The organism is Streptosporangium sandarakinum, assembly GCF_013409935.1.
In the GTDB taxonomy this organism is placed as follows: Bacteria; Actinomycetota; Actinomycetes; order Streptosporangiales; family Streptosporangiaceae; genus Streptosporangium; species Streptosporangium nondiastaticum.
The window spans coordinates 489,488-514,645 of record NZ_JACCCO010000002.1 but is presented as its reverse complement, the minus strand read 5'-3'; the positions used below and the strand labels follow the sequence as shown (position 1 = coordinate 514,645).

Annotated in this window: 27 protein-coding genes, 1 tRNA gene and 1 riboswitch; of the genes, 10 read left to right on the top strand and 18 right to left on the bottom strand. The window is 72.6% G+C overall.

Features of this window, described 5'->3' with window-relative positions:
- Positions 1 to 213 precede the first annotated feature (213 nt).
- From HDA43_RS20990 to HDA43_RS20980, 3 genes are all read left to right on the top strand, one after another.
- On the top strand, positions 214 to 1,008 hold the full coding sequence (locus HDA43_RS20990) for a DUF4253 domain-containing protein (protein ID WP_246424472.1): 795 nt from the start codon (positions 214 to 216) through the stop codon (positions 1,006 to 1,008).
- 286 nt (positions 1,009 to 1,294) lie between these two features.
- Positions 1,295 to 1,432: riboswitch (cyclic di-AMP (ydaO/yuaA leader) on the top strand.
- Between the two features lie 240 nt (positions 1,433 to 1,672).
- The gene (locus tag HDA43_RS35235; protein WP_246424471.1) at positions 1,673 to 2,446 is read left to right on the top strand and encodes a hypothetical protein; all 774 of its coding nucleotides are present in this window, start codon (positions 1,673 to 1,675) and stop codon (positions 2,444 to 2,446) included.
- A 355-nt stretch (positions 2,447 to 2,801) separates the two neighbouring features.
- The gene (locus HDA43_RS20980) at positions 2,802 to 3,662 is read left to right on the top strand and encodes an alpha/beta fold hydrolase (protein ID WP_179824303.1); all 861 of its coding nucleotides are present in this window, start codon (positions 2,802 to 2,804) and stop codon (positions 3,660 to 3,662) included.
- Positions 3,663 to 3,709: 47 nt separating this feature from the next.
- On the opposite strand, the gene HDA43_RS20975 is transcribed toward HDA43_RS20980, so the two are convergent.
- The 6 genes from HDA43_RS20975 to HDA43_RS20950 all read right to left on the bottom strand — a co-directional run bounded on the left by HDA43_RS20975 (position 3,710) and on the right by HDA43_RS20950 (position 8,427).
- A complete protein-coding gene (locus tag HDA43_RS20975; RefSeq protein ID WP_179824301.1) occupies positions 3,710 to 4,081 on the bottom strand; it encodes a hypothetical protein in 372 nt (123 codons plus the stop codon).
- Between the two features lie 12 nt (positions 4,082 to 4,093).
- Positions 4,094 to 4,843 carry a roadblock/LC7 domain-containing protein gene (locus HDA43_RS36460; RefSeq protein WP_312873476.1) on the bottom strand — a complete coding sequence of 250 codons (750 nt, stop codon included), beginning with the start codon at positions 4,841 to 4,843 and terminating at the stop codon, positions 4,094 to 4,096.
- Positions 4,844 to 4,901: 58 nt separating this feature from the next.
- On the bottom strand, positions 4,902 to 5,843 hold the full coding sequence (locus HDA43_RS20965; RefSeq protein ID WP_179824299.1) for a transcriptional regulator: 942 nt from the start codon (positions 5,841 to 5,843) through the stop codon (positions 4,902 to 4,904).
- 13 nt (positions 5,844 to 5,856) lie between these two features.
- Positions 5,857 to 6,234, bottom strand: a complete 378-nt coding sequence (locus HDA43_RS20960; protein ID WP_179824297.1) for a roadblock/LC7 domain-containing protein — start codon at positions 6,232 to 6,234, stop codon at positions 5,857 to 5,859.
- 163 nt (positions 6,235 to 6,397) lie between these two features.
- Entirely contained in the window at positions 6,398 to 7,609 is a 1,212-nt protein-coding gene (locus HDA43_RS36035; protein ID WP_179824295.1) for a DUF4032 domain-containing protein, read from the bottom strand.
- Positions 7,610 to 7,779: 170 nt separating this feature from the next.
- Positions 7,780 to 8,427, bottom strand: a complete 648-nt coding sequence (locus HDA43_RS20950) for a class II aldolase/adducin family protein (protein ID WP_179824294.1) — start codon at positions 8,425 to 8,427, stop codon at positions 7,780 to 7,782.
- A 121-nt stretch (positions 8,428 to 8,548) separates the two neighbouring features.
- Here HDA43_RS20950 and HDA43_RS20945 point away from each other — a divergent pair, with 121 nt between their 5' ends.
- A complete protein-coding gene (locus tag HDA43_RS20945) occupies positions 8,549 to 8,839 on the top strand; it encodes a 4a-hydroxytetrahydrobiopterin dehydratase (RefSeq protein WP_179824293.1) in 291 nt (96 codons plus the stop codon).
- Between the two features lie 107 nt (positions 8,840 to 8,946).
- Positions 8,947 to 9,660, top strand: coding sequence for a hypothetical protein (locus tag HDA43_RS20940; RefSeq protein WP_218912338.1), 714 nt, complete (start codon positions 8,947 to 8,949; stop codon positions 9,658 to 9,660).
- A gap of 127 nt (positions 9,661 to 9,787) precedes the next feature.
- On the opposite strand, the gene HDA43_RS20935 is transcribed toward HDA43_RS20940, so the two are convergent.
- The 7 genes from HDA43_RS20935 to HDA43_RS20905 form a co-directional block, all read right to left on the bottom strand.
- A complete protein-coding gene (locus HDA43_RS20935; protein WP_179824292.1) occupies positions 9,788 to 11,128 on the bottom strand; it encodes an adenosylmethionine--8-amino-7-oxononanoate transaminase in 1,341 nt (446 codons plus the stop codon).
- A complete protein-coding gene (gene bioB, locus HDA43_RS20930) occupies positions 11,121 to 12,269 on the bottom strand; it encodes a biotin synthase BioB (protein WP_179824291.1) in 1,149 nt (382 codons plus the stop codon). Before bioB ends, HDA43_RS20935 begins: the two co-directional genes overlap by 8 nt.
- Positions 12,270 to 12,452: 183 nt before the next feature.
- The gene (locus tag HDA43_RS20925; protein WP_179824290.1) at positions 12,453 to 13,424 is read right to left on the bottom strand and encodes a pirin family protein; all 972 of its coding nucleotides are present in this window, start codon (positions 13,422 to 13,424) and stop codon (positions 12,453 to 12,455) included.
- A gap of 120 nt (positions 13,425 to 13,544) precedes the next feature.
- Entirely contained in the window at positions 13,545 to 14,495 is a 951-nt protein-coding gene (locus tag HDA43_RS20920) for a WXG100-like domain-containing protein (protein WP_179824289.1), read from the bottom strand.
- On the bottom strand, positions 14,492 to 14,827 hold the full coding sequence (locus tag HDA43_RS20915) for a hypothetical protein (RefSeq protein WP_179824288.1): 336 nt from the start codon (positions 14,825 to 14,827) through the stop codon (positions 14,492 to 14,494). Before HDA43_RS20915 ends, HDA43_RS20920 begins: the two co-directional genes overlap by 4 nt.
- Positions 14,828 to 14,931: 104 nt before the next feature.
- Positions 14,932 to 15,780 carry a spermidine synthase gene (locus HDA43_RS20910; RefSeq protein ID WP_246424470.1) on the bottom strand — a complete coding sequence of 283 codons (849 nt, stop codon included), beginning with the start codon at positions 15,778 to 15,780 and terminating at the stop codon, positions 14,932 to 14,934.
- 46 nt (positions 15,781 to 15,826) lie between these two features.
- On the bottom strand, positions 15,827 to 16,390 hold the full coding sequence (locus HDA43_RS20905) for a carboxymuconolactone decarboxylase family protein (protein WP_218912337.1): 564 nt from the start codon (positions 16,388 to 16,390) through the stop codon (positions 15,827 to 15,829).
- Positions 16,391 to 16,657: 267 nt separating this feature from the next.
- Between HDA43_RS20905 and trhA the strand changes: the two genes are divergently transcribed.
- Positions 16,658 to 17,332 carry a PAQR family membrane homeostasis protein TrhA gene (gene trhA / locus HDA43_RS20900; protein WP_179824287.1) on the top strand — a complete coding sequence of 225 codons (675 nt, stop codon included), beginning with the start codon at positions 16,658 to 16,660 and terminating at the stop codon, positions 17,330 to 17,332.
- Between the two features lie 69 nt (positions 17,333 to 17,401).
- On the opposite strand, the gene HDA43_RS20895 is transcribed toward trhA, so the two are convergent.
- Positions 17,402 to 18,601 (bottom strand): M20 metallopeptidase family protein, encoded by a 1,200-nt coding sequence (locus HDA43_RS20895; RefSeq protein ID WP_179824283.1) that lies wholly within the window; start codon positions 18,599 to 18,601, stop codon positions 17,402 to 17,404.
- A gap of 383 nt (positions 18,602 to 18,984) precedes the next feature.
- Between HDA43_RS20895 and HDA43_RS20890 the strand changes: the two genes are divergently transcribed.
- From HDA43_RS20890 to lat, 4 genes are all read left to right on the top strand, one after another.
- A complete protein-coding gene (locus HDA43_RS20890) occupies positions 18,985 to 19,596 on the top strand; it encodes a DoxX family membrane protein (RefSeq protein ID WP_179824281.1) in 612 nt (203 codons plus the stop codon).
- Positions 19,597 to 19,719: 123 nt separating this feature from the next.
- A complete protein-coding gene (locus HDA43_RS20885; RefSeq protein WP_179824279.1) occupies positions 19,720 to 20,580 on the top strand; it encodes a universal stress protein in 861 nt (286 codons plus the stop codon).
- A 124-nt stretch (positions 20,581 to 20,704) separates the two neighbouring features.
- On the top strand, positions 20,705 to 21,265 hold the full coding sequence (locus HDA43_RS20880) for an HdeD family acid-resistance protein (RefSeq protein ID WP_179824277.1): 561 nt from the start codon (positions 20,705 to 20,707) through the stop codon (positions 21,263 to 21,265).
- 176 nt (positions 21,266 to 21,441) lie between these two features.
- Positions 21,442 to 22,743, top strand: coding sequence for an L-lysine 6-transaminase (gene lat, locus HDA43_RS20875; RefSeq protein ID WP_179824275.1), 1,302 nt, complete (start codon positions 21,442 to 21,444; stop codon positions 22,741 to 22,743).
- Here lat and HDA43_RS20870 read toward each other — a convergent pair.
- From HDA43_RS20870 to HDA43_RS34445, 4 genes are all read right to left on the bottom strand, one after another.
- Complete coding sequence (locus tag HDA43_RS20870; protein WP_179824273.1) at positions 22,740 to 23,024, bottom strand: helix-turn-helix domain-containing protein; 285 nt, start codon at positions 23,022 to 23,024, stop codon at positions 22,740 to 22,742. The two genes, lat and HDA43_RS20870, sit on opposite strands and share 4 nt — an antisense overlap.
- A gap of 154 nt (positions 23,025 to 23,178) precedes the next feature.
- Positions 23,179 to 23,254 (bottom strand) — tRNA-His (locus tag HDA43_RS20865).
- Between the two features lie 76 nt (positions 23,255 to 23,330).
- On the bottom strand, positions 23,331 to 23,933 hold the full coding sequence (gene orn / locus HDA43_RS20860; RefSeq protein ID WP_179824271.1) for an oligoribonuclease: 603 nt from the start codon (positions 23,931 to 23,933) through the stop codon (positions 23,331 to 23,333).
- Positions 23,934 to 23,955: 22 nt separating this feature from the next.
- Positions 23,956 to 25,125, bottom strand: coding sequence for a DUF2510 domain-containing protein (locus HDA43_RS34445; RefSeq protein WP_218912336.1), 1,170 nt, complete (start codon positions 25,123 to 25,125; stop codon positions 23,956 to 23,958).
- Between the last annotated feature and the right edge of the window lie 33 nt (positions 25,126 to 25,158).

Sequence of the window (25,158 nt, the reverse complement as noted above, 5' to 3'; positions counted from 1 at the left end):
CGTGGAGCCGGGGTTCGCCGGTTCGCCCTGATGGGCCGCCCGGTTCCCGCAGGGAGGTGGCGGGAGTCCTCCCCGCGAGGGCCGCGAGCGCGTTGTTTTTCGGCCGCGCTGGGGGGAGAACTGTCCTCCCGCCGCCTGACAGGCCAAAATTGGTCCGTGGTCAGGATCGGATCGACAGGGATGAGCGATTGCGAGCGGGGGCAACTTCCGCCGTTGCTGGGTCAGCTGTTCGCCGACGGCGGTGAGGGCCGGGCGCTCTCGGTCGAGCTGCCTCCGGGCGACGTGGTGTGGCCCGACCCCGGGTACTCTCCGTTGATGATCGGGTACCGCCCGGCCTTCTGGCTCAGTGACGAGCCGGTCTCCGCCGAGCTGTGGTCCGGCCTGCGGGCCGAGCATCCGCGCTCGGGCCTGTGGCCGCTGCTGTTGGAGGACTCCGTCCAGCCGTGGTCGTCCGGGCAGATCGCCCCGGACACGGTGGAGGAGATCGACAACTACCACACCTCCGCCTTCATGGCCGAGGTCTGGGCCGACTGGACCGAGAAGGCGAGCGACGACCAGCTGGAGCTGCTGGCTCCGTTCGGCTCGCGGTGTCCGGGGCCGGCCCCCGCCGGGCGGCTCGCCGCCGACCCCGACGTGGTCGCCGACTGGTACGCCGGCCTGGTCGCCGAGCGCAGGACCCCCCTGGGCCTGGTGGCCGCCGGCCGGGGGGCCGACGCGCTGGCCGTCATGGGATGGCAGGGCGCGCTGAACCACAACGAGTGGATGGTCCCGCTGGCCGCCGTGGTGCGGAGCTGGGAGGAGCGGTTCGGGGCGCGGCTGGTGGGCGTGGGTTTCAACACTCTTGACCTGAGCGTTGCGGCGCCCCCGACGACGGCGGAGCACGCCCTGCATGTCGCGGCCGAGCACTGGACGTTCTGCCCGGACAGCGTCATCTACAGCGCCGGCACGCTCGCCGGCTACGCCGAGCAGATCATGGGCAGGAACGCCTGGTCGTTCTGGTGGGACTGACCGGTGCGGGGGCGGGCGCGGGGCCCGCGAGGCCGGGCGGGAACGGCGGCCCGGACCACCGGGAATGGCGGCGGTGAATCACCCGTAAGTAATTCGTCGCGGCGTGTATGCCCTGGTCTGAGCCGGTTCGGAAGAGGCTAAACCCGGCCGTCTGCCCTTTCTTGGCTATAGAAGGTAGATCTTCTGGCGTTTCCATGGGTTCTGCTTTGCTTTGTCGGATTTGGCCGGTAGTGTCCTAGTCATCGGCAGGTGACCTGCACCCTCATCCGAGGGAGCGGCCGGGCCGACGTCGAATCCCGAAGCCACCAGGGCCACGGGAACCGGGGACCCACCCTTCCGGGGTGAATCCGCCGCGCACGCGGTGGTAGGGCACTCCACCGCCCGAACCCGTCAGCTAACCCGGTAGACGAGATGGAGAGGAGATCCCCCAGTGGGAGACTGCGCCACCTTCGTACCGGTATACACCATTTCAGTGCCGGTCCTCTGAGACTTTCACGCCCCCTGGGCCCTCTCGCCGCGATCGGTCGCGGCATCCCCCAGCGCTCCGTGTAGCACCACCTGATCTACTCCTGCGCCCCTCTTCCCTGTGAGCGCGACCCCGCCGGTGCCTTTTCGCACATGGCACGCGGCTGCCCCGTTCCCTCGCGAAAGAGTTCTTTTCTTCATGCCTTCCTCCCTGGACCCCCGTAAGACCGCCCGCAAGACCCGCTACGCCGTGGCCGGCCTGGTCGGCGCCGGGCTCCTCGCCTCCGCCGCCGCCGTCTCGGCCCTCCCCTCGGCCGACCACGACGTGCCCGCGGCCGTGCCCGCGGCCGGCGCCCGGGCCGCCGCGGTGATCGAGCAGGTCTCGGCCGTCGCCCCCGAGAGCGCCCCCGTCCGGGCCGCCGCGCTGAAGCCCGCCGCCGCCCCCGAGCAGGCCGCCCCCGAGCAGGCCGCGCCGGAGAAGGCCGCCCCCGCCAAGCCGCAGAAGATCACCAAGACCGTCATGCTGAAGGGCCACACCACGGCCTCCTACTTCTGGGACGACTCCTCCGGCCGCGCCGGTGACACCGGCCTCCCCGCCAGCGGCAAGCCGATGCAGAAGGGCATGATCGCCAGCCCGAGCTGGCCGCTGTTCACCGAGGGCTACGTCATCTACAAGGGCAAGAAGGCCAAGTTCTTCGTCGGCGACCGCGGCCCCGGTGTCCCCTCCAGCAGCGGCGTCATGATCGACCTCGACGCCAAGACCTTCGCCGACCTGACCGGCGGCACGTTCAACTCCGACACCCTCGGTGTGGACGGCAACGGCGGTGAGGGTCACATCAAGGTCGACTACGTCATCACCAAGTGGGGCGACGGCCCGGGCAAGAAGAACCACCCGGTCCCGTTCTCCGCCGGTGCCTGGAACAAGCGGGACAGCGACCCGGCCAAGCCGGTCCAGATCACCGTCAAGCCCTGACAAGGGCGGCGCCGCCGAAGTCGTGACGACGGCGACGGCGCCGAACCGTGGCGGTGCCATCGGGCCGTCACGGCGCCGGACCGACACGGCCGTCGCGCCGTCACGGCGCCGTCGGACCGTGGCGGCCGGAAGCGAAGAGCCTCGAACCCCAGCTTCCCCTGGACACGGGAGCGGACGCCGGCGCAGGGCGTCCGCTCCCGTTCTGCGTCTCCGGTCCTTCGGCTCGGGGATGCCTTGCCCCGGCCTGGGCAGAATGACATTCTGTTTCGGGTCACCGGTCCGCCGGCTCCGTGCGGCGGGAACCGCCCGGGCGGCCACCCGGCCCGCCCGCGGACGGACGGGGAGAGGGAGCGACATGACGACGCGCGTCCGGGCCAACGGCATCGAGATCGCCTACGAGACCTTCGGATCTCCCGGCGACCGGCCGCTCCTGCTGATCATGGGCCTCGGCGCCCAGATGATCAACTGGGACGAGGAGTTCTGCGAACTGCTCGCCGGACGCGGGCACCACGTGGTGCGGTTCGACAACCGCGACGCCGGCGAGTCCACCCACCTGGGCGACGCCGGGACGCCCGCCTCCGGCGGTGGTGGCGGGGCCCCCTACGGGCTCGGCGACATGGTCGACGACACCGCCGGGCTGCTCGACGCGCTCGGCTGGGAATCGGCCCACGTGGTCGGCGCCTCGATGGGCGGCATGATCGCCCAGGCGATGGCGATCGGCCACCCGCACCGGGTGCGGAGCCTCACCTCGATCATGTCCACCCCCGGCCACGCGGTCGCCCCGCCCACCGAGGCGGCGATGGCGGTGCTCATGGCGCCGCCGCCGCCCGACCGCGAGGCCGCGATCCGGCAGGCGCTGAGCACCTGGGAGATCCTCGGGTCCCCCGGCTACCCGATGGACCGGGAGCGCGTCGCCCGGACCGCCGGGCTCGGCTACGACCGCGGCCACGACCCGGCCGGGACCGCGCGGCAGCTCGCCGCGATCATGGCCTCGGGCGACCGTACGGCGCTGCTCGGGGAGGTCACCGTACCCGTTCTCGTGCTGCACGGCGAGGCCGACCAGCTCATCCCGGTGGCCGGGGGGATCGCCACGGCGGACGCGATCCCCGGCGCCGAGCTGGTCACCTTCCCCGGCATGGGCCACGACCTGCCGAGCCCGCTCTGGCCGGACTTCGCCGACGCGATCGGCGAGCTCACCGCCTCCGCCGAGCGGTGAGCTCCGGTACGGCCCGCGCTCCCGGTGCGCGGAGCCGTACCGGAGGATCAGATCTCGAGCCTCTCCTCGATCATCCGCAGGGTGTGCCGGGCCAGCGCCAGGTTGCCCCGGTTGCGGTCCAGCGCCAGGTACAGGAAGAGGCCCTTGCCGCTCCGGCCGGTGACCGGGCGGATGATGTGGTACTGCCCGCTGAGCGTGATGAGGATGTCCTCGATGGTGTCCTTGAGGCCGAGGGAGTCCATCGTCCGCAGCTTGGCCTTGACGACCTCGGTGTTGCCCGCGGCGGCCACCTGCAGGTCCAGGTCCTTGGAGCCGCCGAGGGCGCCCAGCGCCATGCCGCTGTTGTAGTCGACGACGACCGCGCCGATCGCGCCGTCGATGCCCATCATCTCCTTGAGAGAGATATCCATGTTGCCCATGTCTGACTCCGATCAGTGGGTTGTCGATGTGCGGGACGTGATGGCGGCCAGCCTCGCCGCCGTCTTGCGGCCCTCCAGGCGCAGCAGCCCGAGGTTGGTCCCGGGCCGGGCGAGCACCGTGAGGACGATCGTGGGGCCGGCGGCGTAGAAGACCGCGTAGCCGTTGCTGCCGGAGATCAGCGTCTCCTCGAAGGAGCCCTTCTCGGCCATGGCCGTCAGCCGGCCGCTGAGCGCGAGCACCGCGGAGGACAGCGCGCCGATCTGCTCGGTCTCCCCTCGCAGGTCACTCGCTATCGGCAGGCCGTCCACGCTGCAGGCGACGCTCCCGTTCACCTCCGGCACGCGCTCGCGCAGCAGCGCCATCTCCTCGTGCAGCCGGTCGCGCAGCAGGGCCAGCTCCCGCCGGGCCCGGTCGTGGAGCGGCACCCCCTCCCCGTCCGGCGCGGGAGGCGCCTGCGCGGAGGACGCGCCCGCGGACGTCCTCGTGGGCATCTTCGTGGACGCCTCCGTGGACGCCTCCGCGGACGTTTCCGTGGACGTCCCCGCGGACGCCCCGGCGCCGTCCGCGGCGGAGGGCACCGGTACGGCACCCGGCGCGTCCGGCATGCCCTGCGCGTCCGGCGTGCCCGGTCCGGACGGTTCGGCGCCGGGGCCGGGAGGTTCGGCGCCGGGTTCGCGGAACGGCACGACGTCCCGGTCGCGGGACACGGCGGGATCCGCGTACGGCCGCGCCCCCTGCGGTTCCCGGTCACGCGCCTCCACCGGCGGTCTCCTTCCGATCAGCTTCAACGTCCGCAACCTCAGCGGCATCGGGACGAGCTCATGTCAGTGCCTCCAGTGCGTTCCTCAGCCGGATGAGCAGGTTCACGTCGGTGGGGTCACCGGTCGCCGAGGGGAGCCACCGCGCGGACGCGGCGCTCCCCACGGCGCCTTCCCGGGGTTCCCCACCCGCCCGGGGCTCCCCGGTGGTCTTCGGGCGCCGCGGCAGCGCCGGCGGAGCCGACGGCGTCTGCGGGACCTGCGGCGTCGGTGACGTCTGCGAGCTCTGCGGCGTCTGCGGGGCCGGTGCCGGCGTTCCCGTCCCGATGGGCGCCGCGCCGGGACGTCCGCCCGCCTCCGGGACGCGGAGCAGCCCCGCCGCGGCCAGTCGCCGTACGGCGAGCAGCACCGAGTAGGCGGGCCGGCCGAGCCTGCGCGCCAGTTCGGCGGGGGTGGCGACGGAGTCGGCCGCGACCAGCACCTCCCACTGCAGCGAGGTCAGCACCACCCGCTGGGCGGGGATACGCGCCAGGGGGGCGACCGGGAGCATGTCCAGCTCGCCGGACGGCCAGGCACGGTCCAACTGCGCCCTCCTCCGCTCGCACTCCCGGGACAGCCCGGCCACGTCGAAATACCACTGGGGGCCGAGCCAGTGCCGGTCCCCGGGCCGGAACCCCCTGCGGTGCGCGGCCGAGCCCGACAGGAAGTAGGCGGCGTCGAGCACCGCGCTCAGCACGCAGAACTCCAGCTCACCGCGGGTCAGCACACCCTGCCCGACCAGCCGCTCGCCGCCCGGCCGGTCCTCGGTGGCCGCCTGCCTGGCCTGCCGTACGGCCTGCGCCGGGATCCTGTCGTCCGCGGTCAGCAGGTCCTCCAGCCTCGGGACGGCCGGGCTCTCGGCGTAGGTCACCCGGCCGTCGGTCAGGTAGACGGTCCCGGCCTCGTCCAGGCGCAGCGCGCCGGTGACGCGGTCCTCGGCCAGGTCGATGAGAACGCTCTCCATCGTCGGCATGGCGTCACGTCGTGACGAGCCGGCCGGAAATGGACCGCAGGCGGTGGCGGGCGAGAGCGAGATTCGAGCGTTCCGGGTCAAGCCGGACGTAAATCACCAGCGGGCCGTCGAATACCGTTTCCATCGGCCGGAGTAAATGATGTCCGTTATCCGCGGTTACGATCATGTCGTTTATCCGGATCGTTCCGCCGGGGGAGTTCAGGGCGAGGCCGTCCATGGCGGCCCGCAGGGTCTCGCTCAGCGCGGCGGCCGATTCGTCGACGTCCTCGTCGCGGCCACCGCCCACCGCCACGGCCATCCCGCTGGTCTGGTCGATCAGCAGCGCGTCCAGCGCGCCGGGGATGGCCATGGCCTCCGTCACACAGTCTTCGATTCCGAGCACGGGATCTCCCTCGCCGACGACTTCAAGGCGTCGCCCGGTTAGCGTAGGGACATTCCTGAGGAAGGAAGCGTTCTATGTGAAACGCAGATATGTCGGGAGGTGATATTCCTCGCCTGAGAAGAAGGATGTTCATCCCCCGGGGGAAAACATCATCCGCCCCGGATCATTCTCCGGAGATGAAAGCCTCCTCATCCGGCTTGTGGACGAGAACGTGCTTCACGTACGACTCCACGGCGGCGGTCAGCCCGACGTCCCGCCCGGCCTCCTCAGACAGGAACCAGCGGTGGTCCAGCACCTCGTGGAAGAACTGGGCCGGCTCCAGCTTGCCGCGCAGCTCCCCGGGGACCGCCTCCACCGTCGGCAGGAAGACCTCCGCGAGCCAGCGGTGCGCCACGATCGCCTCGTCCTCGTGGCGCAGGCCGTGCGCCACCCGGAAGCAGTCGAGGTCGTTGAGCAGCCGCCTGGCCTGGTTCTCCTCCACGTCCAGGCCGGTCAGGCGCAGGGGCCGGCGCTGGTGGTGGCCGGCGTCCACGACCTTGGGGCGGACGACCAGCCGCCCGGTGCCCGCCTTGCGGCGGACCATCATCTCGGCGACGTCGAAGCCCAGCGAGTTCAGCCGGCGGATGCGCTGGTCGATGACGTGCCAGTCCACCTCCTCGATGATGTCGTCGGAGGTGAGCTCCTCCCACAGGCCGTGGTAGCGGTCACGGGCCGAGTCCGCGACCTCCTCGGGGTCGATCGAGGGAGGCAGCAGGCCGCCCGCCTGGAGGTCCAGCATCTCCCCGAAGATGTTGACGTGCGCCACGTCGATGTCGTGCAGGCGCTGCCCCTCGCTGATCAACGGATGCAGCTCGCCGGTCTCGGCGTCCACCAGGTAGGCGGCGAACGAGCCGGCGTCCCGGCGGAACAGCACGTTCGACAGCGAGCAGTCGCCCCAGTAGAACCCGGTCAGGTGCAGCCGCACCAGCAGCACGGCCAGCGCGTCCAGCAGCCGGTTGAGCGTCTCGGGCCGGAGCGTGCCCGACATGACCGCGCGGTAGGGCAGCGAGAACTGCAGGTGCCGGGTGACGAGCGCGGAGTCCAGCGGCTCCCCGTCCGGGCCGGTCCGCCCGGTGACCACGGCCACCGGCTCCACCGCAGGGGTGTCCAGCCGGTGCAGGTCCCACAGCAGGCGGTACTCCCGCTTGGCGTAGTACTCGCTGATCTCCTTGATCGCGTAGACCCGGCCCGCCAGGCGGGCGAAGCGCACGACGTGCCGGGAGATGCCGCGCGGAAGCGAGACGAGGTGGTGCTCGGGCCACTCCGCGAGCGGCCGGTCCCAGGGCAGCCGGATCAGGTCGGGGTCGCCGGGGGTGCCGGTGAGCTGCAGGGGCATGGGTCGAACCTCCGACGGGGGAGCGGGACGGGCGTTCCGGGGGTTTTCCGAGGGCTCTCCGGGGCGGGAGGGGCCGGCGGCACGGGGCGTCGGGTGTCCCGGGGGCTTTCCAGGGCTTCCGGAGCTTTCCGGACCGGAGGGGCTCCGGGGCGGGGCGCCGGGCGGGCCGGTCAGCCCTCGCGGCGCGGGAACCTCGGGGGGTTCCGGGAGCGGTGGACCACCGCGGCGAGCTGCTCCTCGGTGAGCACCCTGGGCTCGCCCACGGACCTGGCGCGGATGTAGACCTCGCAGAGCCACTCCAGCAGCCGGGCCGCCTCGAAGGCGGCCTCCAGGTCGCCGCCGACGGTGACCCCGCCGTGGTTGGCCAGCAGCGCGGCGCGCCTGCCGTCGAGCGCGGCCCGGACGTTGGCGGCCAGCTCGGGCGTGCCGTAGGTCGCGTAGTCGGCCACCCGGACGGTGCCGCCCAGCAGGAGGGTGTTGTAGTGGACCGGAGGCAGCTCGGTCATGGTCGTGGCGATCACGGTGCCGAAGGTGGAGTGGGTGTGCACCACCGCCCGGACGTCGGCGGAGGCGTACACCGCCAGGTGCATCGGGGTCTCCGAGGACGGCTGGAGGTCTCCGTCGACCAGGTGGCCCTCGATGTCGACCACCGGGCACGACTCCGGCTCCAGCCGGTCCAGGGCGCCCCCGGCCGGGGTGACCGCCACCAGGTCTCCCACGCGCACGCTGAGGTTCCCGGACGTCCCCAGGACCAGTCCGGTCCCGACCACCCGGCGGCCGTACTCACACAGCAGGCGCCGCTGTTCCGCCAGCAACATGCGATCAAAGTAGGCGCTCGCCGTGAGGAGCGGCAAACCCGGTCCACGCACCGGACGGCGGGCCACGCCCGGGAGGCGCCTCGGCTCGGCACGGCCCTTCCCGGTGTGATGTCATGGCCCGATGGACCCGCTTGACGACTCCACCGTGAACCAGAGGCTGGACGGCGTGCCCCAGTGGCGACGCGAAGGCGACGAGATCCGCCGCACGGTCGAGGCCCGCGACTTCCCCACCGCGATCCGCATCGTCGACGAGATCGCGGTCGAGGCGGAGAAGCTCAACCACCACCCCGACATCGACATCCGCTGGCGCACCCTTCACCTCGCCCTGACCACCCACGACGCGGGCGGCCTGACCGAACTGGACTTCACCCTGGCCGCGCGGATCGACGAGATCGCCGCCTCACACGCCTGACGGGCGCCGGTTGCGGCCGCCGGACGGGAACGGCGAATACCATGCGTGATCATGCGGTCACTCAATAGAGTGGCCGCCCACGCCGTATCCGCCGAAGGAGATGCCGTATGCGTGCCGCCGTCGTCGTCCTCGTCGCCGCCGGGCTGCTCTGCGCGGCCTGCGGGGAGCAGCGGGAGGTGGCGTCCCACCCGGTGGGCCACGCCCCCGCCCAGGACCCCATCCCGGCCCGGGACCCGCTCCCGGCCGAGATCCGTCTCTCCGGGGGCGGCGTGCTCACCGCGGCCGCGCCGAAGGCCACGGCGATCGTCTACGACGCCGCGCTGGCGCCGCCCGGCGCGTCGGTCCAGGTGACCGCCGAGTCGGGGTCGGTGTTCGCCGTCACCACCGCCACCATCAGCGGCTTCCTGCCCGGCCGGACGTACGGCGCGCACCTGCACGTCGACCCCTGCGGGAAGAAGCCAGCCGCCGCCGGCCCGCACTTCCGCCGTCCCGGCGACGCCGGCCACTCCCATTCCGGCGCGGGGCACGGACCCGGTGCCAAGGCCGGTCACTCCGATCCCGGTGCCAAGGCCGGTCACTCCGATCCCGGGGCGGGGCACGGGCACGACGGTGCCGGGGCGAGCGCCGCCACCGAGTTCTGGCTCGACTTCACCACCGACGCCAACGGTGCCGCCACGGCCACCTCCCGGCAGGACTGGGCGTTCACCCCGGCCCATCGGCCGCGCTCCCTCGTCGTCCACGCCGAGCCCACCACGACGTCCGGCCCCGACGCCGGCGCGGCCGGCGCCCGCGTCGCCTGCGTCACCCTCGTGCCGAGCTGACCGAACCGGCCCGGTCAATCCGGCCGGGTCGCACCGGGCCGGCCCGGTCAATCCGGTCGCGCCGCCCCGAGCCGGCCCGGTCAAGCCGGCCGGGCCGCCCCGGGCGGGGCGGATCCGGGCGCGGCCGTCAGGCGGTCGGGCCTCCCGGGGGTGTCGCCCCGGCGGCCGCCACGAGCGCGGCCGTGATCCGGGCCAGGTCGGCGTCGCCGGTGACGTAGGGGGGCATGGTGTAGATCAGGTCGCGGAAGGGCCGGATCCACACCCCGTGCCGTACGGCGGCGCGGGTCGCCGCGACCCTGTCCACCTCCCGGTCGAGCTGGATCACGCCGATCGCGCCGAGGACCCGCACGTCGCGGACGCCGTCCAGCTCGCGGGCCGGGGCGAGTCCCGCCCGCAGTCCCGCCTCGACGCGCTTGACCTGCGCCTCCCACGCCCCGTCGCCGAGCAGGTCGAGGGAGGCGCGGGCCACGGCGGCGGCCAGCGGGTTGGCCATGAAGGTGGGCCCGTGGGCGAGCACGGGATGCTCCCCCCGGCCGATGCCGTACGCCACCTCCGAGGTGCACAGGGCGGCGGCCATGGTGAGATAGCCGCCGGTGAGGGCCTTGCCCACGCACATCACGTCGGGTGCGACGGCCGCGTGGTCCGCGGCGAAGAAGGCGCCGGTGCGGCCGAAGCCGGTGGCGATCTCGTCGAAGACCAGCAGCACGTCGTGGGCGTCGCACAGCTCGCGCAGCGCCCGCAGGTAGCCGGGGGAGTGGAATCGCATGCCGCCGGCGTTCTGCGCCACCGGCTCGACGACGACCGCCGCCAGCTCGTGCGCGTGCCGTCCGATCAGGTCGGCCAGGTGGGTGAGGTAGGCGGGGTCGGGCTCGGCGTCGAAGCCCGCGGGCGGGGCGTCGGCGAAGATCTGCCGTGGCAGCACCCCGGTCCACAGCGAGTGCATCCCGCCGTCGGGGTCGCACACCGACATCGGCAGGAAGGTGTCGCCGTGGTAGCCGCCGCGCCAGGTCAGCAGGCGGTGCTTGGCGGGCCGGCCGAGCGAGCGCCAGTACTGCAGGCACATCTTGACGGCCACCTCGACCGACACCGAGCCGGAGTCGGCGAGGAAGACGTGTTCCAGCGGCTCGGGGGTGATCTCCACCAGCCGGGCGGCCAGCCGGATCGCCGGTTCGTGGGTGAGCCCGCCGAACATCACGTGACTCATCCGGCCCAGCTGGTCGCGGACGGCGGCGTCCAGCGCCGGGTGACCGTATCCGTGGATGGCGGCCCACCACGACGACATGGCGTCGATCAGCTCGGTCCGGCCCTCGACGGGCTCGGCCAGGCGCAGCCGTACCCCCGAGGCGGACTCCACCAGCAGCGGGGTCTCCTGCCCCGGCATCGGCCCGTACGGGTGCCAGACGTGCGCCCGGTCCAGCTCCAGCAGCCGCGTGGCATCGCCCCGGCCGGGCGCGCAGGGCTCAGGCATTGGGCGGCAGGCCGGTGCCGGCGCCGCGGCGGCGCAGCGCGACCAGGTCGGTGCGGGCGGACGCCGGGGAGCCCGCGGCGGTACCACTGGACGCGTCGGCGGCCGGGGCGTCGGCGGCCGTGCCGCCGTCCCGGGTACGGCGATGCTCGGGAAGCGACGGCTCGCCGGCCTGTTCGACCTCGAAGCCCGCGTCGGCGATCATGTCGAGGTCGGCCGCGCCCGGCTGTCCCTCGCTGGTGAGGTAGTCGCCCAGGAAGATGGAGTTCACCACGTGCAGGGCCAGCGGCTGGAGGGTGCGCAGGTGGATCTCCCGGCCGCCGGCGAGCCGTACCTCCACGTCGGGGCAGACGAACCGGGTCATCGCCAGGATCCGCAGGCAGTGCTGCGGGGTCAGCGTCCAGTTCTCCGACAGGGGGGTGCCCTCGAAGGGGATCAGGAAGTTGACCGGCACCGAGTCCACGGCCAGCTCGCGCAGCGCGAGGACGGTGTCCACCAGGTCATCGGGGGTCTCTCCCATGCCCGCGATCAGTCCCGAGCAGGCCGACAGGCCCGCCTCGTGGGAGCTCCGCACCGTCCGGACGCGGTCGGCGAAGGTGTGCGTGGTGCAGATCTCGCCGTAGACCTCCTCGGAGGTGTTGAGGTTGTGGTTGTAGGCGTCCACGCCGGCCTCGCGGAGCCGGGTGGCCTGCCGGTCCGACAGCAGTCCCAGGCAGGCGCAGATCTCCACGTCCGGGGCGCGGTCCTTGATCGCCGCGATGGTGTCGGCCACCCGCTCGACGTCGCGGTCGGTGGGCCCGCGCCCGCTGGCCACCAGGCACACGCGCTTGGCGCCGCCCGCCACGCCCGCCTCGGCGGCTTCCGCCGCCTCCTGCGGCTTGAGCCAGCTGTACTTCAGGATGCCCGCGGTCGAGCCGAGCCGCTGGGAGCAGTAGGAGCAGTCCTCCGGGCACAGGCCGGACTTGAGGTTGACCAGATAGTTGAGTTTGACGCGGTTCCCGAACCATCGCCTCCGCACGCGCCCCGCCGCGGTGACCACCGCCAGCAGGTCGTCGTCGGAGGTCGCCAGCACCGCCAGCGCCTCCTCGCGCGTCGCGGACTCGCCGCGCAGGCCCTTGTCCACCAGCCGGGTCAGCAGATCCATGGAACCGATCCTCTGACCCGGCTCCGGTTCTCCCAATGGCCGGACCGGACAAAGGTCCGGCCCCGAAGTTTGTAGGGCGCTGTGCGGGGCGGGGAGATATCGGACGTCAGAGGCGGGCGGCGAGCGCGGACGAGTCCCGCCCCTGTCCGGGCCGGGCTCGTCCGCGTGCGGCCCCGGCGAGCCCTACAGGCCGCCCTCGGACATGCCGTGCACGGCCGGGATCGTGCCCAGCCGGCCCTTCTGGAAGTCCTCGAACGCCTGCAGAAGCTCTTCCCGGGTGTTCATGACGAACGGGCCGTAGTGAGCGATCGGCTCCCGGATCGGCTGTCCGCCCAGCAGCACGACCTCCAGGTCCGGCGTGTGGGAGTCCTGCTTCTCGTCCGCGCGGACGGTCAGCGAGCCGCCGCCGCCGAAGACCGCCGTCTGGCCCAGGTGGATCGGCCGGCGCTCGGCGCCGACCGCCCCGCGGCCCGCCAGGACGTACGCGAGGCCGTTGAAGTCCTCCCGCCACGGCAGCGTGATCTCCGCACCCGGCGCCAGCGTCGCGTGGATCATGGTGATCGGCGTGTGCGTGATGCCGGGGCCCTCGTGGCCGTCCAGTTCGCCCGCGATGACGCGCAGGAGCGCGCCCCCGTCCGGGGAGGTGAGCAGCCGGACGTTGCCGCCGCGGATGTCCTGGTAGCGCGGGGCCATCATCTTGTCCCTGGCCGGGAGGTTCACCCACAGCTGGAGGCCGTGGAAGAGCCCGCCGGACATGACCAGGTGCTCCGGCGGCGCCTCGATGTGGAGCAGGCCGGCGCCGGCCGTCATCCACTGGGTGTCGCCGTTGGTGATGGTGCCGCCACCGCCGTGGGAGTCCTGGTGGTCGAAGACGCCGTCGATGATGTAGGTGACGGTCTCGAAGCCGCGGTGCGGGTGCCACGGGGTTCCTTTCGGTTCCCCGGGCTGGTAGTCCACCTCGCCCATCTGGTCCATCATGATGAACGGGTCGAGATGGCGGTGGTGGATCCCCGCGAAGGCCCGGCGAACGGGGAAACCCTCGCCTTCGAAACCGCTCGGTGCGGTCGTCACACCGATCACGGGGCGCGGCACGGCATCCACCGGCGCGGCCACGCGCGGCAGGGTCAGCGGGTTCTCCACGGTCACGGCGGGCATGGACGGCTCCTTCCAAAGAACGTGTTGACATCAACTCAGTTGATACTTCAACTATTCCGTGCCGGACGGGCCCGTGCCGTCCGGCCGCCGCGGCGCACGGCCGTCCGGTCGCCGCGGCGGTCAGCCGGGGGCCTTGCCCCGCTGCGCCGTACCGATGAAGAGCTTGCCGGCGAGCTGTTCCGGGGTGGGCGCCAGGTCGGTCCCGGTCTCGCCGCTCAGCGCGTTGTAGGTGACGGTGTAGGAGGTCGACCCGACGTAGTAGGAGGCGAAGTCCCCCAGGTCGTTGTTCCGGAACACCCGGGACAGGGGTCCGACCTTGGTGAGGTCCCAGACGCCGAAGAAGACCAGGCAGGAGGCGAAGTCCTTCATGGTCGCCACCGCGTTGTCCTCGAAGGAGCCGGGGCCGTCGCCGAAGGCCGCCTTCGTGCCGATCGACAACGCGGTGTCGCCGAGCGCGAAGAAGGCGCTGCCCGCGACGTACGTCGCCGCCTTCTCCCGCACGATCTGTGCGACGTGCCGTTCGAGGAGCTGCCCGATGAGCCGTGCCCGGATCCTCCGGTACAGACGTTCGGCCGCCCACTTGACGGCGGCCGTGCCGGGCCCGCCCAGCCACGGCCAGGATCCGGCGAACGCGAGCTGCGCCATGCTCGTCGCGGCCAGGACCTTCAGGGCGTGCCGGGTCGCCTCGACCGCCTCCGCGTACCCCTCGCACGCCTCGGCCGTCAGCTCGCAGTGGGCGACGACGGTCCCGGCGTACTCCTCGAAGGAGAGGCGGACGCCCTCGTCCCGGCCGCCGGCGGGAAGCGCGGCGACGGCCAGGAGGCCGCCCTGCCAGAACCGCCGGAACGCCGTGCTGCCCTGACCCGGGTGGTCGTGCCACATCCGCGCCGCCACCGGGTCGAGGGTCCTCGCCGCCCCGCGCACCCGCTCCCCGAGCGACCTCCAGACGGCCGCCGCGGCGCGTGCCCCCTCCGGGTCGCCCTCCGGCCAGTGCTCGTACAGGTCGTGGGCGACGAGGCCCGCCATTCCGGTGAGGCCCAGCGGGTACAGCGCCGGGCGTCCGAGCCTCACCACGGCATCCGCGGCACCTGGGCGATGGCCTCCCACTCGGCGGCCTCGACGTTCGTGCCCATGGCGAAGAGGCGGTCCCCGATCCGGACGCAGAGGCCCGCGAGGGCGTGCGCCTCGCCCATGACCCCCTCGGTCATGTGCCGGTAGCCCGGCGATCCGGAGTCGCCGTCGTAGAAGAGCCTCCCGGCCCGGTCGTCCCCCCAGAAGTTCCCCACCGAGTACAGCCTGTTCGTCTCGATGACGACGGACTCGGTCAGCTCGGTGCCCTCCGTCGTGAAGGGCCTCGCGACGGACCATTTCACGGTGTCGGGGGACATGGCCATGTATGGCATAAAACCTCCTTTGCCCACCGGAAAATAGTATATTGCGGCCATCTCGACGTCTCGCCGGCCTCGGACGGGGGTGGTGCCGTGTCCGAGGCCGGCGAGACGTGCGCTCAGCCGAATACGCCCGGGGGTGGGACCGGGGTGACCACCGGGTCGCCGTCCCGCAGCGGCGGCGCTCCGGCGACGAAGTTGGTCAGCGCCTCGCCGTACAGGCATCTGGCCTGGGTGAGGCCTCCCGCGCCCCGGCGGGTCAGGCCGGCGGTGGGCAGCTCGGCGGGGGAGGCCGTGATGATGAGGTTGCCGAAGCGGCGTCCCCGCAGCACACCCGGCTCGGCGAGCAGGGCGGTGTGCGGGAAGACGCCGCCGACGGTGGCGAGCAGCCGGCGGGCGAAGGCCAGGCCCTTGCCGTCGGCGACGTTGACCAGCAGGGTGCCGCCGGGGCGCAGGACGCGGGCGACGTCGTCCATGTACTCGCGGGTGGCCAGGTCGAGCGGCATCGTGGCGCCGCTGAAGGCGTCGAGCACGAACAGGTCGGCCGAGGCGTCCGGCAGCGCGGCGGTCGCGGCGCGGCCGTCGAGGACCCTGACCTTGAGCCGGGGCACCGACTTCAGCCGGAGCTGGTCCCTGACGAGCTGGACGAGGTCGCCGTCCGGCTCGACGACGATCTGCCGCGACCCCGGGCGGGTCGCCGCGACGTAGCGGGGCAGCGTGCAGGCGCAGCCGCCCACGTGCACGGCGTCCACCGGCCCCTCCGCCAGGAGGTCGATCACGATGGCCATGAGCTGGACGTACTCGAAGTCGAGGTAGGTGGGGTCGTCCAGGTCCACGTAGGACTGGGGCACGCCGTCCTTGGAGATCACCCATCCGGCGGGCCGGTCGAGGTCGGCCAGGAGCTCGACCTCGCCGAAGGTGACCGGGTAGCGGCCCGGCATCGGCTCCCGTGGTTCCCGCCTGCTCATCGCCCGCGGCCCGCCTTCCTGGTGCGTCGTGCTCCCGACCATCCTGTCAGGTCGGCTCGCCCTCCCAGGCGAAGGGCTGGAACGCGGGGTCGACGGGTGCGGCGGTCATCCGGTTGGCGAAGGTGGAGATCGTGTAGGCGCCGATCCCGAGGACGACCTCCAGGGCGTTCCGCGAGGTGTGGCCGGCGTCGAGGAAGGCGCGCATCTCCTCGTCGGTGACCGCGCCCCGGCGGTCCATGACCGCGAGGGTGAACAGCTGCAGCGCCTCCAGCCGGGGCTCGGGGAGCGGCTTGCGCTCCCGCAGGTTCTCGACGAGTTCGGCGGGGGCCTCCAGCCCGGCCAGCGCGGCGGTGTGCATCGCCACGCAGAGGTGGCAGGCGTTGCGGGTGGCGACCGTCATGACGACGACCTCCCGCTGGAGCGGGGTCAGGGAGGTCTGCTCGAAGGCGCCGTTGGCCGCGAGGAACCCCTTGAGCACCTGCGGGGCGCCGGCCATCAGGGCGACCGCCGCGGGGACGTGGCCGAACTTGCGGGCGGTGCCCTCCATGATGGGGCGGGCCTCGGCGGGGGCGCTTTCGAGGGTGTGGGGGACGAACAGGTCGTCGAGCACGTGTCTTCTCTCTTCTCGGTGTCGGGGGGTCGCCTGCCGCCGTACGGCGGAGCGCGGCGGTGGGACGGGACGGGTCCGGTGGACCGGGTCGGGCGCCCGGCGCGATCGGGCCGGGCGGACGCGGTGACTCGGTGCGCCGAGACAAAAGGGCAACCCGGTTGTCTAGATAGTAAATCAGGTTGTCTTTATGGGCAAGGTCGCCCTGCGAGAGGGCGATGTAGGGAAGATCACAACCTACGGAGGCGTAACTTACGCTACCGTAGGTTCATGAGCTCGACCGGCACCCAGAGACCCTCCCTCTCCATGTCGATCAAGCCGCGGCTGCGCGGCTGGCTGCACGCCGGGGCGCTACCCGTCGCGATCATCGCCGGGTACGTCCTCGTCGCCCTGGGCCCCACCCTGCAGGCGCGGCTCGCCGCCGCGATCTACGCGATCACCTCGGGCCTGCTCTTCGGCGTCTCGGCCACCTATCACCGCGGCACGCTCTCCCCGCGCCTGGAGGGGGTGCTGCGCCGGCTCGACCACGCCAACATCTATCTGATCATCGCGGGCACCTACACCCCGTTCGCGCTGCTCGCCCTCGACGGCCCGGCCCGCGTCGTGGTGCTGGCCGTGATCTGGACCGGCGCGGTCGCCGGGGTGCTGTTCCGGGTGCTGTGGATCTCCGCCCCGCGCCTGCTGTCCACCGCCCTCTACATCGCCCTGGGCTGGACGGCGGTGTTCGTGCTGCCCCAGCTCCTGTCCGGCGCCGGGGTGGCCGCGGTGGCCCTGGTGATCGCGGGCGGGGTGCTCTACACCGCGGGCGGGGTGGTGTACGGCCTGCGCCGCCCCGACCCCTCGCCCCGGTGGTTCGGCTTCCACGAGGTCTTCCACGCCTTCACCGTCGCCGCCTACGTCGTCCAGTACGTCGCCGTCTCGCTGGTGGTCTACGGGGCCTCCTGAGACGCCCGCCCCCCGTGCCAGCGCCCGGTCCATGCCCGTGCCCGCGCGCCCGGCCCGCTCCCCGGCGGCTCAGCGCGCGGCGCGCGCCAGGCGGCGGACGGCGAGCTCGGCGTACAGCGCGGCCCCGTCGGGCAGCACGGCGTCGTCGAACAGCGCCTCCGGGGAGTGGTTGACGGCGGCGGTGGCCGGGTCGACGCCCTCCGGGCACGCGCCGAGCGCCACGAACGCCGACGGAACCTCGGCGCAGACGAACGAGAAGTCCTCCGACGCGGGGAACGGCCGCGGGGCCATGACGAACCGGTCCTCGCCGTACACCTCCCGCACGGTCTCTGCGACCAGGGCCGCCTCTTCGGGATCGTTGACCGTCACCGGGTAGCTCACCCGGTACTCGACGTCGGCCTCCAGCCCGTGCGCCGCGGCGATGCCCCGGGCCAGGGCCGTCGAGCGGTCCCGGACCAGAGCGTGGGAGGCCGGTGAGAACGAGCGGACCGTCGCCTCGAAGCGGGCCCGGTCCGGGATCACGTTTTCGGTGGTGCCCGCGTGGAAGCTGCCGACCGTGAGCACCACCGGGTCGAACACGTCGAAGCTCCGGGTGACCATCGTCTGCAGCGCGGTGACGATCTCGCACGCGACCGGTACCGGGTCCCTGGCGCGGTGCGGCGCCGAACCGTGGCCGCCGACGCCGCGCACGGTCACCGAGAGGGTGTCGGAGGCGGCCAGCATCGGCCCGCCCCGGGTGGCGAACACCCCGCGGGGGAGCCCCGAGCTGAACACGTGCAGGGCGTAGGCCGCGACGGGACGCTCGCCCGCGGCGTCCAGCACGCCTTCCTCGATCATGAGTTTCGCGCCGCCCTGCCCCTCCTCGCCCGGCTGGAACATGAAGACCACGCTTCCGGCGAGCAGGTCGCGCCGGGCCGCCAGCAGTCGCGCCGCCCCGGCCAGCATGGCGGTGTGCAGGTCGTGGCCGCAGGCGTGCATCCGGCCCGCCACCCGGGAGGCGACCGCCGGGTCGCCGCGCTCGGTGACCGGCAGGGCGTCCATGTCGCCCCGCAGCAGCACGGCCGGCCCCGGGGACGCGCCGCGCAGCACCGCCGTCACCGAGCTCAGCCGCCGGCCGGGCCGTACGTCGAGGGGGAGGCCCGTCAGGGTGGCCAGCACCCTCTCCTGGGTCCTCGGCAGGTCGAGGCCCAGTTCGGGCTCGCGGTGCAGGTCGTGACGGAGGCGGGTCAGTTCGTCCCGCATGTCGTCGGCTGACGCGCGAAGCGACATCGGAGGCTCCTCTGCGCTCGTGGGACTGAAGAACCATAAGACCGTTTTGCGTGGATTGTCGTTTTCCGGCGGTCATCTTCTGGCATGAACTCGGTCATCGTGGACGCCCGGTCCGCCGCGGCCCGACGCCCGCGCCGACGTTCCCGGTGCGGGGACGTCGGCGTGCCGCCTCCGCGGGGCTCCGGCGGGACTTTCCGTACGGCTCCCGCGGGTGCCCCGCGCGGTGTGTGGGCGGTAAGTGACCAAGGTCCCGGGCCGCCGGGGACCTCCGCCGCCGCGGGAGAGCCGTACGGCACCTGCGGCAAAGACCCGGTAAAGAGTGTGATGGAGCCGTACCGGAGAACAGGGAAAACCGGCAGCGGCCGGCGACGAAGGAGCTCTTCATGGCAGCCACCGCGCACCACCACACCAACCGCAAGCTCGTCCACCGGGCCGCCGCCGGGACCGCCGCGCCGACCGGGACCGCGACCGTCGCCGGAGCCGCCGGGGAGACCACGACCGCGGCCACGGCGCGGCCGGCCGCCTACGCCTGGGCCGCGGCCCGGATCGGGATCGGCTGGGTCTTCCTGTGGGCCTTCCTCGACAAGGTCTTCGGCTGGGGCTTCGCCACCCCCGCCGACCGCGCCTGGATCAACGGGGGCAGCCCCACCACCGGCTTCCTCAAGGGCGCCGGCGACAACGCCCTCGGCGGCCTGTTCGGCGCCCTGGCCGGGCACGCCTGGGTCGACTGGCTGTTCATGACCGGCCTGCTGGGCATCGGCGCCGCCCTCATCCTCGGCGTCGGCATGCGGATCGCCGCCGCCGCCGGCACCCTGATGCTGGTGCTGATGTGGGCCGCCGAGCTGCCGCTGGCCAACAACCCCTTCCTGGACGAGCACCTGATCTACGCCGTCGTCCTCATCGGGCTGGCCCTGGCCGGCGCTGGTGAGACCCTGGGCCTGGGCCGGTGGTGGGGCAACACCGCCCTGGTCCGCCGCCTGCCGATCCTGCGGTAGCGCCCACCCCCGTCCGGTGCCCGTCCCCGCCCCCGGGACGGGCACCGGCATGTCCGGGTGAATGCGCGTGGGGTGACGGGCAATGATCGCAGGACGTGAGGAAAGACCGAGAAGGAGAGAACGATGACCGGACTGATCGTCGTCGGAGTCGACGGCTCCGCGTCCGCGACGGCCGCGGTGGAGTGGGCGGCGCTGGACGCCGCGCGCGCCGGCGCGGCACTGAGGGTCGTGCACGTGAGTGAGCCGTGGGCCGCGGCGTTCCCGCTGGCCGGGACCGGCCTGAGCGAGGACGTGCGGACCCGGTACTGCCAGGACGTGCTGGACGCGGCGGTGGGGCGGGCCCGTGAGTGCGCGCCGGAGGTCGAGGTCACCGGCGCCGTGGTGACCGGCGCGGTGGTCGAGCGGCTGCGGGACGAGGCCGAGCGGGCGGACGAGGTCGTGATCGGCAACAGGGGCGCGGGCGGTTTCGCCGAGCTGCTGCTCGGGTCGGTGGGACTGGGCCTGGCCGGGCACGCCCCCGGCCCGGTCGTCGTGGTCCGCGCCCCCGCCAGGACCGTCCGCGGGACGGTCGTCGTGGGCTTCGACGGCTCCGAGCACTCCGAGGCCGCCCTCGGTCACGCGTTCGCCCAGGCCCGGCTGCGCGGGGCCCGGCTGCGCGTGGTCCACGGCTGGCGGGCCCCGGTGATCCCCTCTCACACCTTCGACTACGCGTCCCTGCTGGAGGACTCGTTCCAGGAGGAGGTCCGTACGGCCCGGCAGCGCCTGGAACCCTGGCGGGAGAAGTACGCCGATGTCGAGGTGGCGGAGTCGGCGGTCCTGACCCACCCGGTGCCGCTCCTGACGGAGGAGTCGCGGGACGCCGACCTGGTCGTCGTCGGGGCGCGGGGGCTGGGCGGGTTCGGCTCGGCCGTACTGGGCTCGGTCAGCCACGGCGTGCTGCACCACGCGCACTGCCCGGTCGCGGTCGTGCGGCCCCGCCCGTAGGGCGGGGAGCGCGGGCCGGGGCGACGAACCGGCCGATCTCCGGAGAATAAGACCGTTTTGACCGAATCCTGGGCCGCCCCCGGGGGGGTTCTGGGCATAAATCGGCCAAAGGGGGAGGTGGGTCATGGAAGAGCTGACCCGTACATGGTGGGTCTATCTCGTTCGTGGAGCATGCGCGATCCTGTTCGGCCTGCTGGCGATCCTCTGGCCGGGCATCACGGTCTTCGCGCTGGTCGTCGTCTTCGGTGTCTACGCCATCGTCAACGGCGTGTTCGCGCTCCTCGGGTCGAGGGAGCGCGGCTCCCGGACCTGGATGATCGCCTACGGTGTGCTGAGCGTCCTGGCCGGCGTCGCGGCCCTGGTCTGGCCGGGGATCACCGCGCTCGCCCTGCTGTTCCTGATCGCGGCCTGGGCCGTCGTCGTCGGCGTCGCGGAGATCATGGCGGGGATCCGCCTGCGAAAGGCCACGACGGGGGAGTGGGCGTTCATCCTCAGCGGGGTGCTGGCGGTCCTGTTCGGCGTCCTGCTGTTCGTCTGGCCGGCCACCGGCGCGCTGGCGGTCGTCTGGCTCATCGGCACGATGGCGATCGTCTACGGCGTCGCCCTGGTGGCGCTCGCCTTCCGGGTGCGGGCGCTCCACTCCCGCAGGGCCGGCCCCGCGGGGGCCGCGCCCACCGTCGCCTGACGGGGACCGCGGGCCCGGGGTCGCCTTCCCGGCGGGGAGGCGACCCCGGGACGGCCGAAAAGGTCACCAAGGGCAGACGCCGAAGAATATTTATAAAAACCGCCTCTTCTGCGTAACGTCTCCATAGGGATGACCGCTCAACGGGGAATCATCTTCCCAAACACCGTGGAGGCGATATGGACGTGCACGGCCGGCTCTCTCGTCATCTGCTCGTCGACGGCTACCGTCTGGTGCTGGACCTGGAACGCAGCCGGGGCTCCCGGCTGGTCGACGCCCGCACCGGCCGCAGCTACCTGGACTTCTACACCTTCTTCGCCTCCGCGCCGCTGGGCGTGAACCCGTTCGACGACGACCCCGCGTTCCTGGACCGGCTCGGCAGGATCGCCGCGAACAAGCCGGCCAACCCCGACCTCTACACCGTCCACCTCGCCGACTTCACCGAGACCTTCGTCCGGGTGCTGGGCGACCCCGAACTTCCGCACCTGTTCTTCGTGGAGGGCGGCGCGCTGGCCGTCGAGAACGCGCTGAAGTGCGCCTTCGACTGGAAGAGCCGTCGCAACGAGGCCCAGGGCCGCTCCCCGGGGCTCGGAGCCCGGGTCCTCCACCTCACCCGGGCCTTCCACGGCCGCAGCGGCTACACCCTCTCGCTGACCAACACCGACCCGGTCAAGACCGACCGCTTCCCGCAGTTCGACTGGCCGCGGATCGACGTGCCCGCCATCCACCTCGGCGACGTCGAGGCCGCCGAGGAGCGGGCTCTCGCCCAGGCCCGGGCGGCCTTCGAACGTCACCCGCACGACATCGCCTGCTTCATCGCCGAGCCCATCCAGGGCGAGGGCGGCGACAACCACATGCGGGCCGAGTTCCTCCAGGCGATGGAACGGCTCTGCCACGAGCACGACGCCCTGTTCATCGTGGACGAGGTGCAGACCGGCGCCGGGACCACCGGCACCCCCTGGGCCCACCAGCAGCTCGGCCTGCGCCCCGACATCGTGGCCTTCGCCAAGAAGGTCCAGGTCGGCGGGATCATGGCGGGCCGCCGGGTGGACCTGGTGCCCGACAACGTCTTCCGGGTGAGCGGGCGCATCAACTCCACCTGGGGCGGCGGGCTGGTGGACATGGTCCGCTCCCGCCGGATCCTGGAGATCATCGAACGCGACGGGCTCATCGCCCGGGCCGGCGAGCTCGGCGCCGAACTCCTCGCCACACTGCAGAAGATCCAGGCGGGCTTCCCCGAGCTGGTCGGCAGCGCCCGGGGGCGCGGCCTCATGTGCGCCTTCGACCTGCCGGACCCGGCCGCGCGCGACCGGCTGGTCACCCTGCTCCGGCAGGACGAGGGCGTGCTCGTGCTGCCCTGCGGCGAGCGGTCGGTACGGCTGCGCCCGGCCCTGTCGATCACCCGCGAGGAGCTGGAGGAGGGCACGGAGGCGATCTCCCGCGCCCTGACCGCCCTGCGGGACGCGCCCTCGCGCGCCTAACCGGCCGCCCTGGACGTCCTGTCCGCGGCCCTGGCCGGGACGTCGCCCTTGCCGGATCGCTGCCGCCACAGGCCGATCGCGGTCATCCGGCAGTCGGCGCCGAGCTTGGCGTAGATCCGGTTCACGTGGTTCTTCACGGTCTTCTCGCTGAGGAAGAGGTGCTGGGCGATCTGCCCGTTGGAGCGGCCCGTGGCTATCAGCTCCATGACCTCGGCCTCGCGTCTGCTCAGGCCCGCCGCGGTTCGCGGGTCGGCGGCGTGGGGGGCGTCGTCGGGTCTCATCCGGCCTCCGTGGCGGCTACACGGTCAGGTCGCCGAACCCCCCGATCTTACGGCGAGGCGATAGAAGTGAGCATAACCGGTTATATCTGGATTTGGTGATCCAGTCGCGGGTGGAAAGCGGAACGGCCGGTCCCGTAGGACCGGCCGTTCTCCGTGGGGTGAGTGAAGGGACTTGAACCCTCGACATCCAGGACCACAACCTGGCGCTCTGCCAACTGAGCTACACCCACCGCGTCTGCCGCAGCAGCACATGGAAAAGTGTAGCGGTTCCCGGGAGTCGTTTCGTACCGGGTTTCGCGAGCACCGTCAGACCGGCTCCGCCGAGACGCCCTCGGCCAGCTCGCGGGCGGTGGCGGAGTCGGGGCCGGGCTGGGCCACGAAGACCGCCGCGCGGTAGTAGCGCAGCTCGCGGATGCTCTCGGTGATGTCGGCCAGCGCCCGGTGCCCGCCCTGCTTCTCCGGCGCGGAGAAGTACACCCGCGGGTACCACCGCCGGGACAGCTCCTTGATCGAGGACACGTCGACCATCCGGTAGTGCAGGAACGCGTCCACCTCCGGCATGTCGCGCGCGATGAAGGAGCGGTCGGTGGCGATGGAGTTGCCGCACAGCGGCGCCCGCTTCGCCTCCGGGACGTGGCCCTTGATGTAGGACAGGACCAGGGCCTCGGCCTCGGCCAGGGTCACCCCGCCCGCCAGGGACTCCAGGAGGCCGGACGCGGTGTGCATCTCCCGGACGACGTCCGACATCTGCTCCACCGCCTCCGGCGGAGGCTTGATCACCACGTCCATGCCCTCGTCGAGCTGGTTCAGCTCGCTGTCCGTGACCACGCAGGCCACCTCGACAAGGGCGTCTCGGCCGAGATCGAGCCCGGTCATCTCACAGTCGATCCAGACCAGCAGGTCACTCATAGCCTTCAGCGTAGTCCCACCTTCAGGAGAGCTTGAGGGAGCCGACCACCCGGTCGATCACCGCGAGACCGAGATTGTCGGGCACGGACATGTACATCAGGGCCGGGCGCCTGCCCGCGCCGCGGTCCACGAGCACCATGGCGCCGCGTTCCTTCTTGAACTTCCAGCCGTTGGCCTTGGCCTCCTGGGAGAAGTCCATGTCGAAGACGAGGAGCCAGGCGTCCCTGCCGCTCACCTTGATCGCCTTGTTCTCGACGATCTTCTTGGTGTGCGGGGGGCTGTAGAAGACCGGTTCGACGCCCAGCAGCAGCGACGCGAGGGTCGCCCGCATGCCGGGGACGCCGTCGTAGCCGAACCTGTCCGGCAGCTCGCCGGTGAAGAGGTTGCCGACCCAGTCGTGGCCCTCGCCGTCGAAGTTCTTCTGGGAGATCGCCTCGACCCTGCTGCCGCCCAGGAAGCTCGTGCCGTCCGTACGGGTGCCGGGCGGCACCTTCCAGGGCTCGCCGGGGAAGTCGTACGACAGGCCGGAGGTGGAGTCGGTGATGCGCCCGTCCTCCGGCTGGGGCAGCTCGGGGCCGTCCGGGGGCGGCGACTCCGGCGTCGCCGGGTCCGACGGCGCGGGCGTCGACGGGGAGGTCGGCTCCGCGGTCGTCGGAAGCGGCGAGGGGCGGTCGTCCGCGAGCTCGCCGCCCCTGGGGATGAGGAACACGGCGGCGACGATCACCGCGACCAGGACCACCGCGCCGACGCCGAGGATCCAGGGCCAGGGGATGCTCCGGCGCGGCGGGCCGTACGCGCCCGCGGGCAGCTGCGCCGTGACGTTCGGCGGGCCGCCCCACGGCGGCTGCCCGTACTGGTCGGGCTGTCCGTACTGGCCGTGCTGGTCGGGCCCGCCTTCCGGACCTGGCCGGCCGTGCTGGGCCTCCGGAGCCGGAGGGCCTCCCGGCGGACCGGCCTGTCCCGGCGGCTGCAACGGGGACGCCCCCGGCTGGTCGTGCGGCCCGGCGGGGCCCGCCTGGCCGGGGAACGGTCCGGTCTGCCCAGGGGGCGGTCCGGTCTGGGGCGGGGACGCCGGTCCGGCGGGGGTCTCCACCGGGTGGGTGGCGTCGGTCCACTGGTTCCCGTCCCACCACCGCAGCCGCGGTGAGCCGTAGGGATCCGGGTACCAGCCGGCGGGGGTCTGCGTGGTCATGGCCGCCAGAGTAGTAAGAACCTATTTATCCTG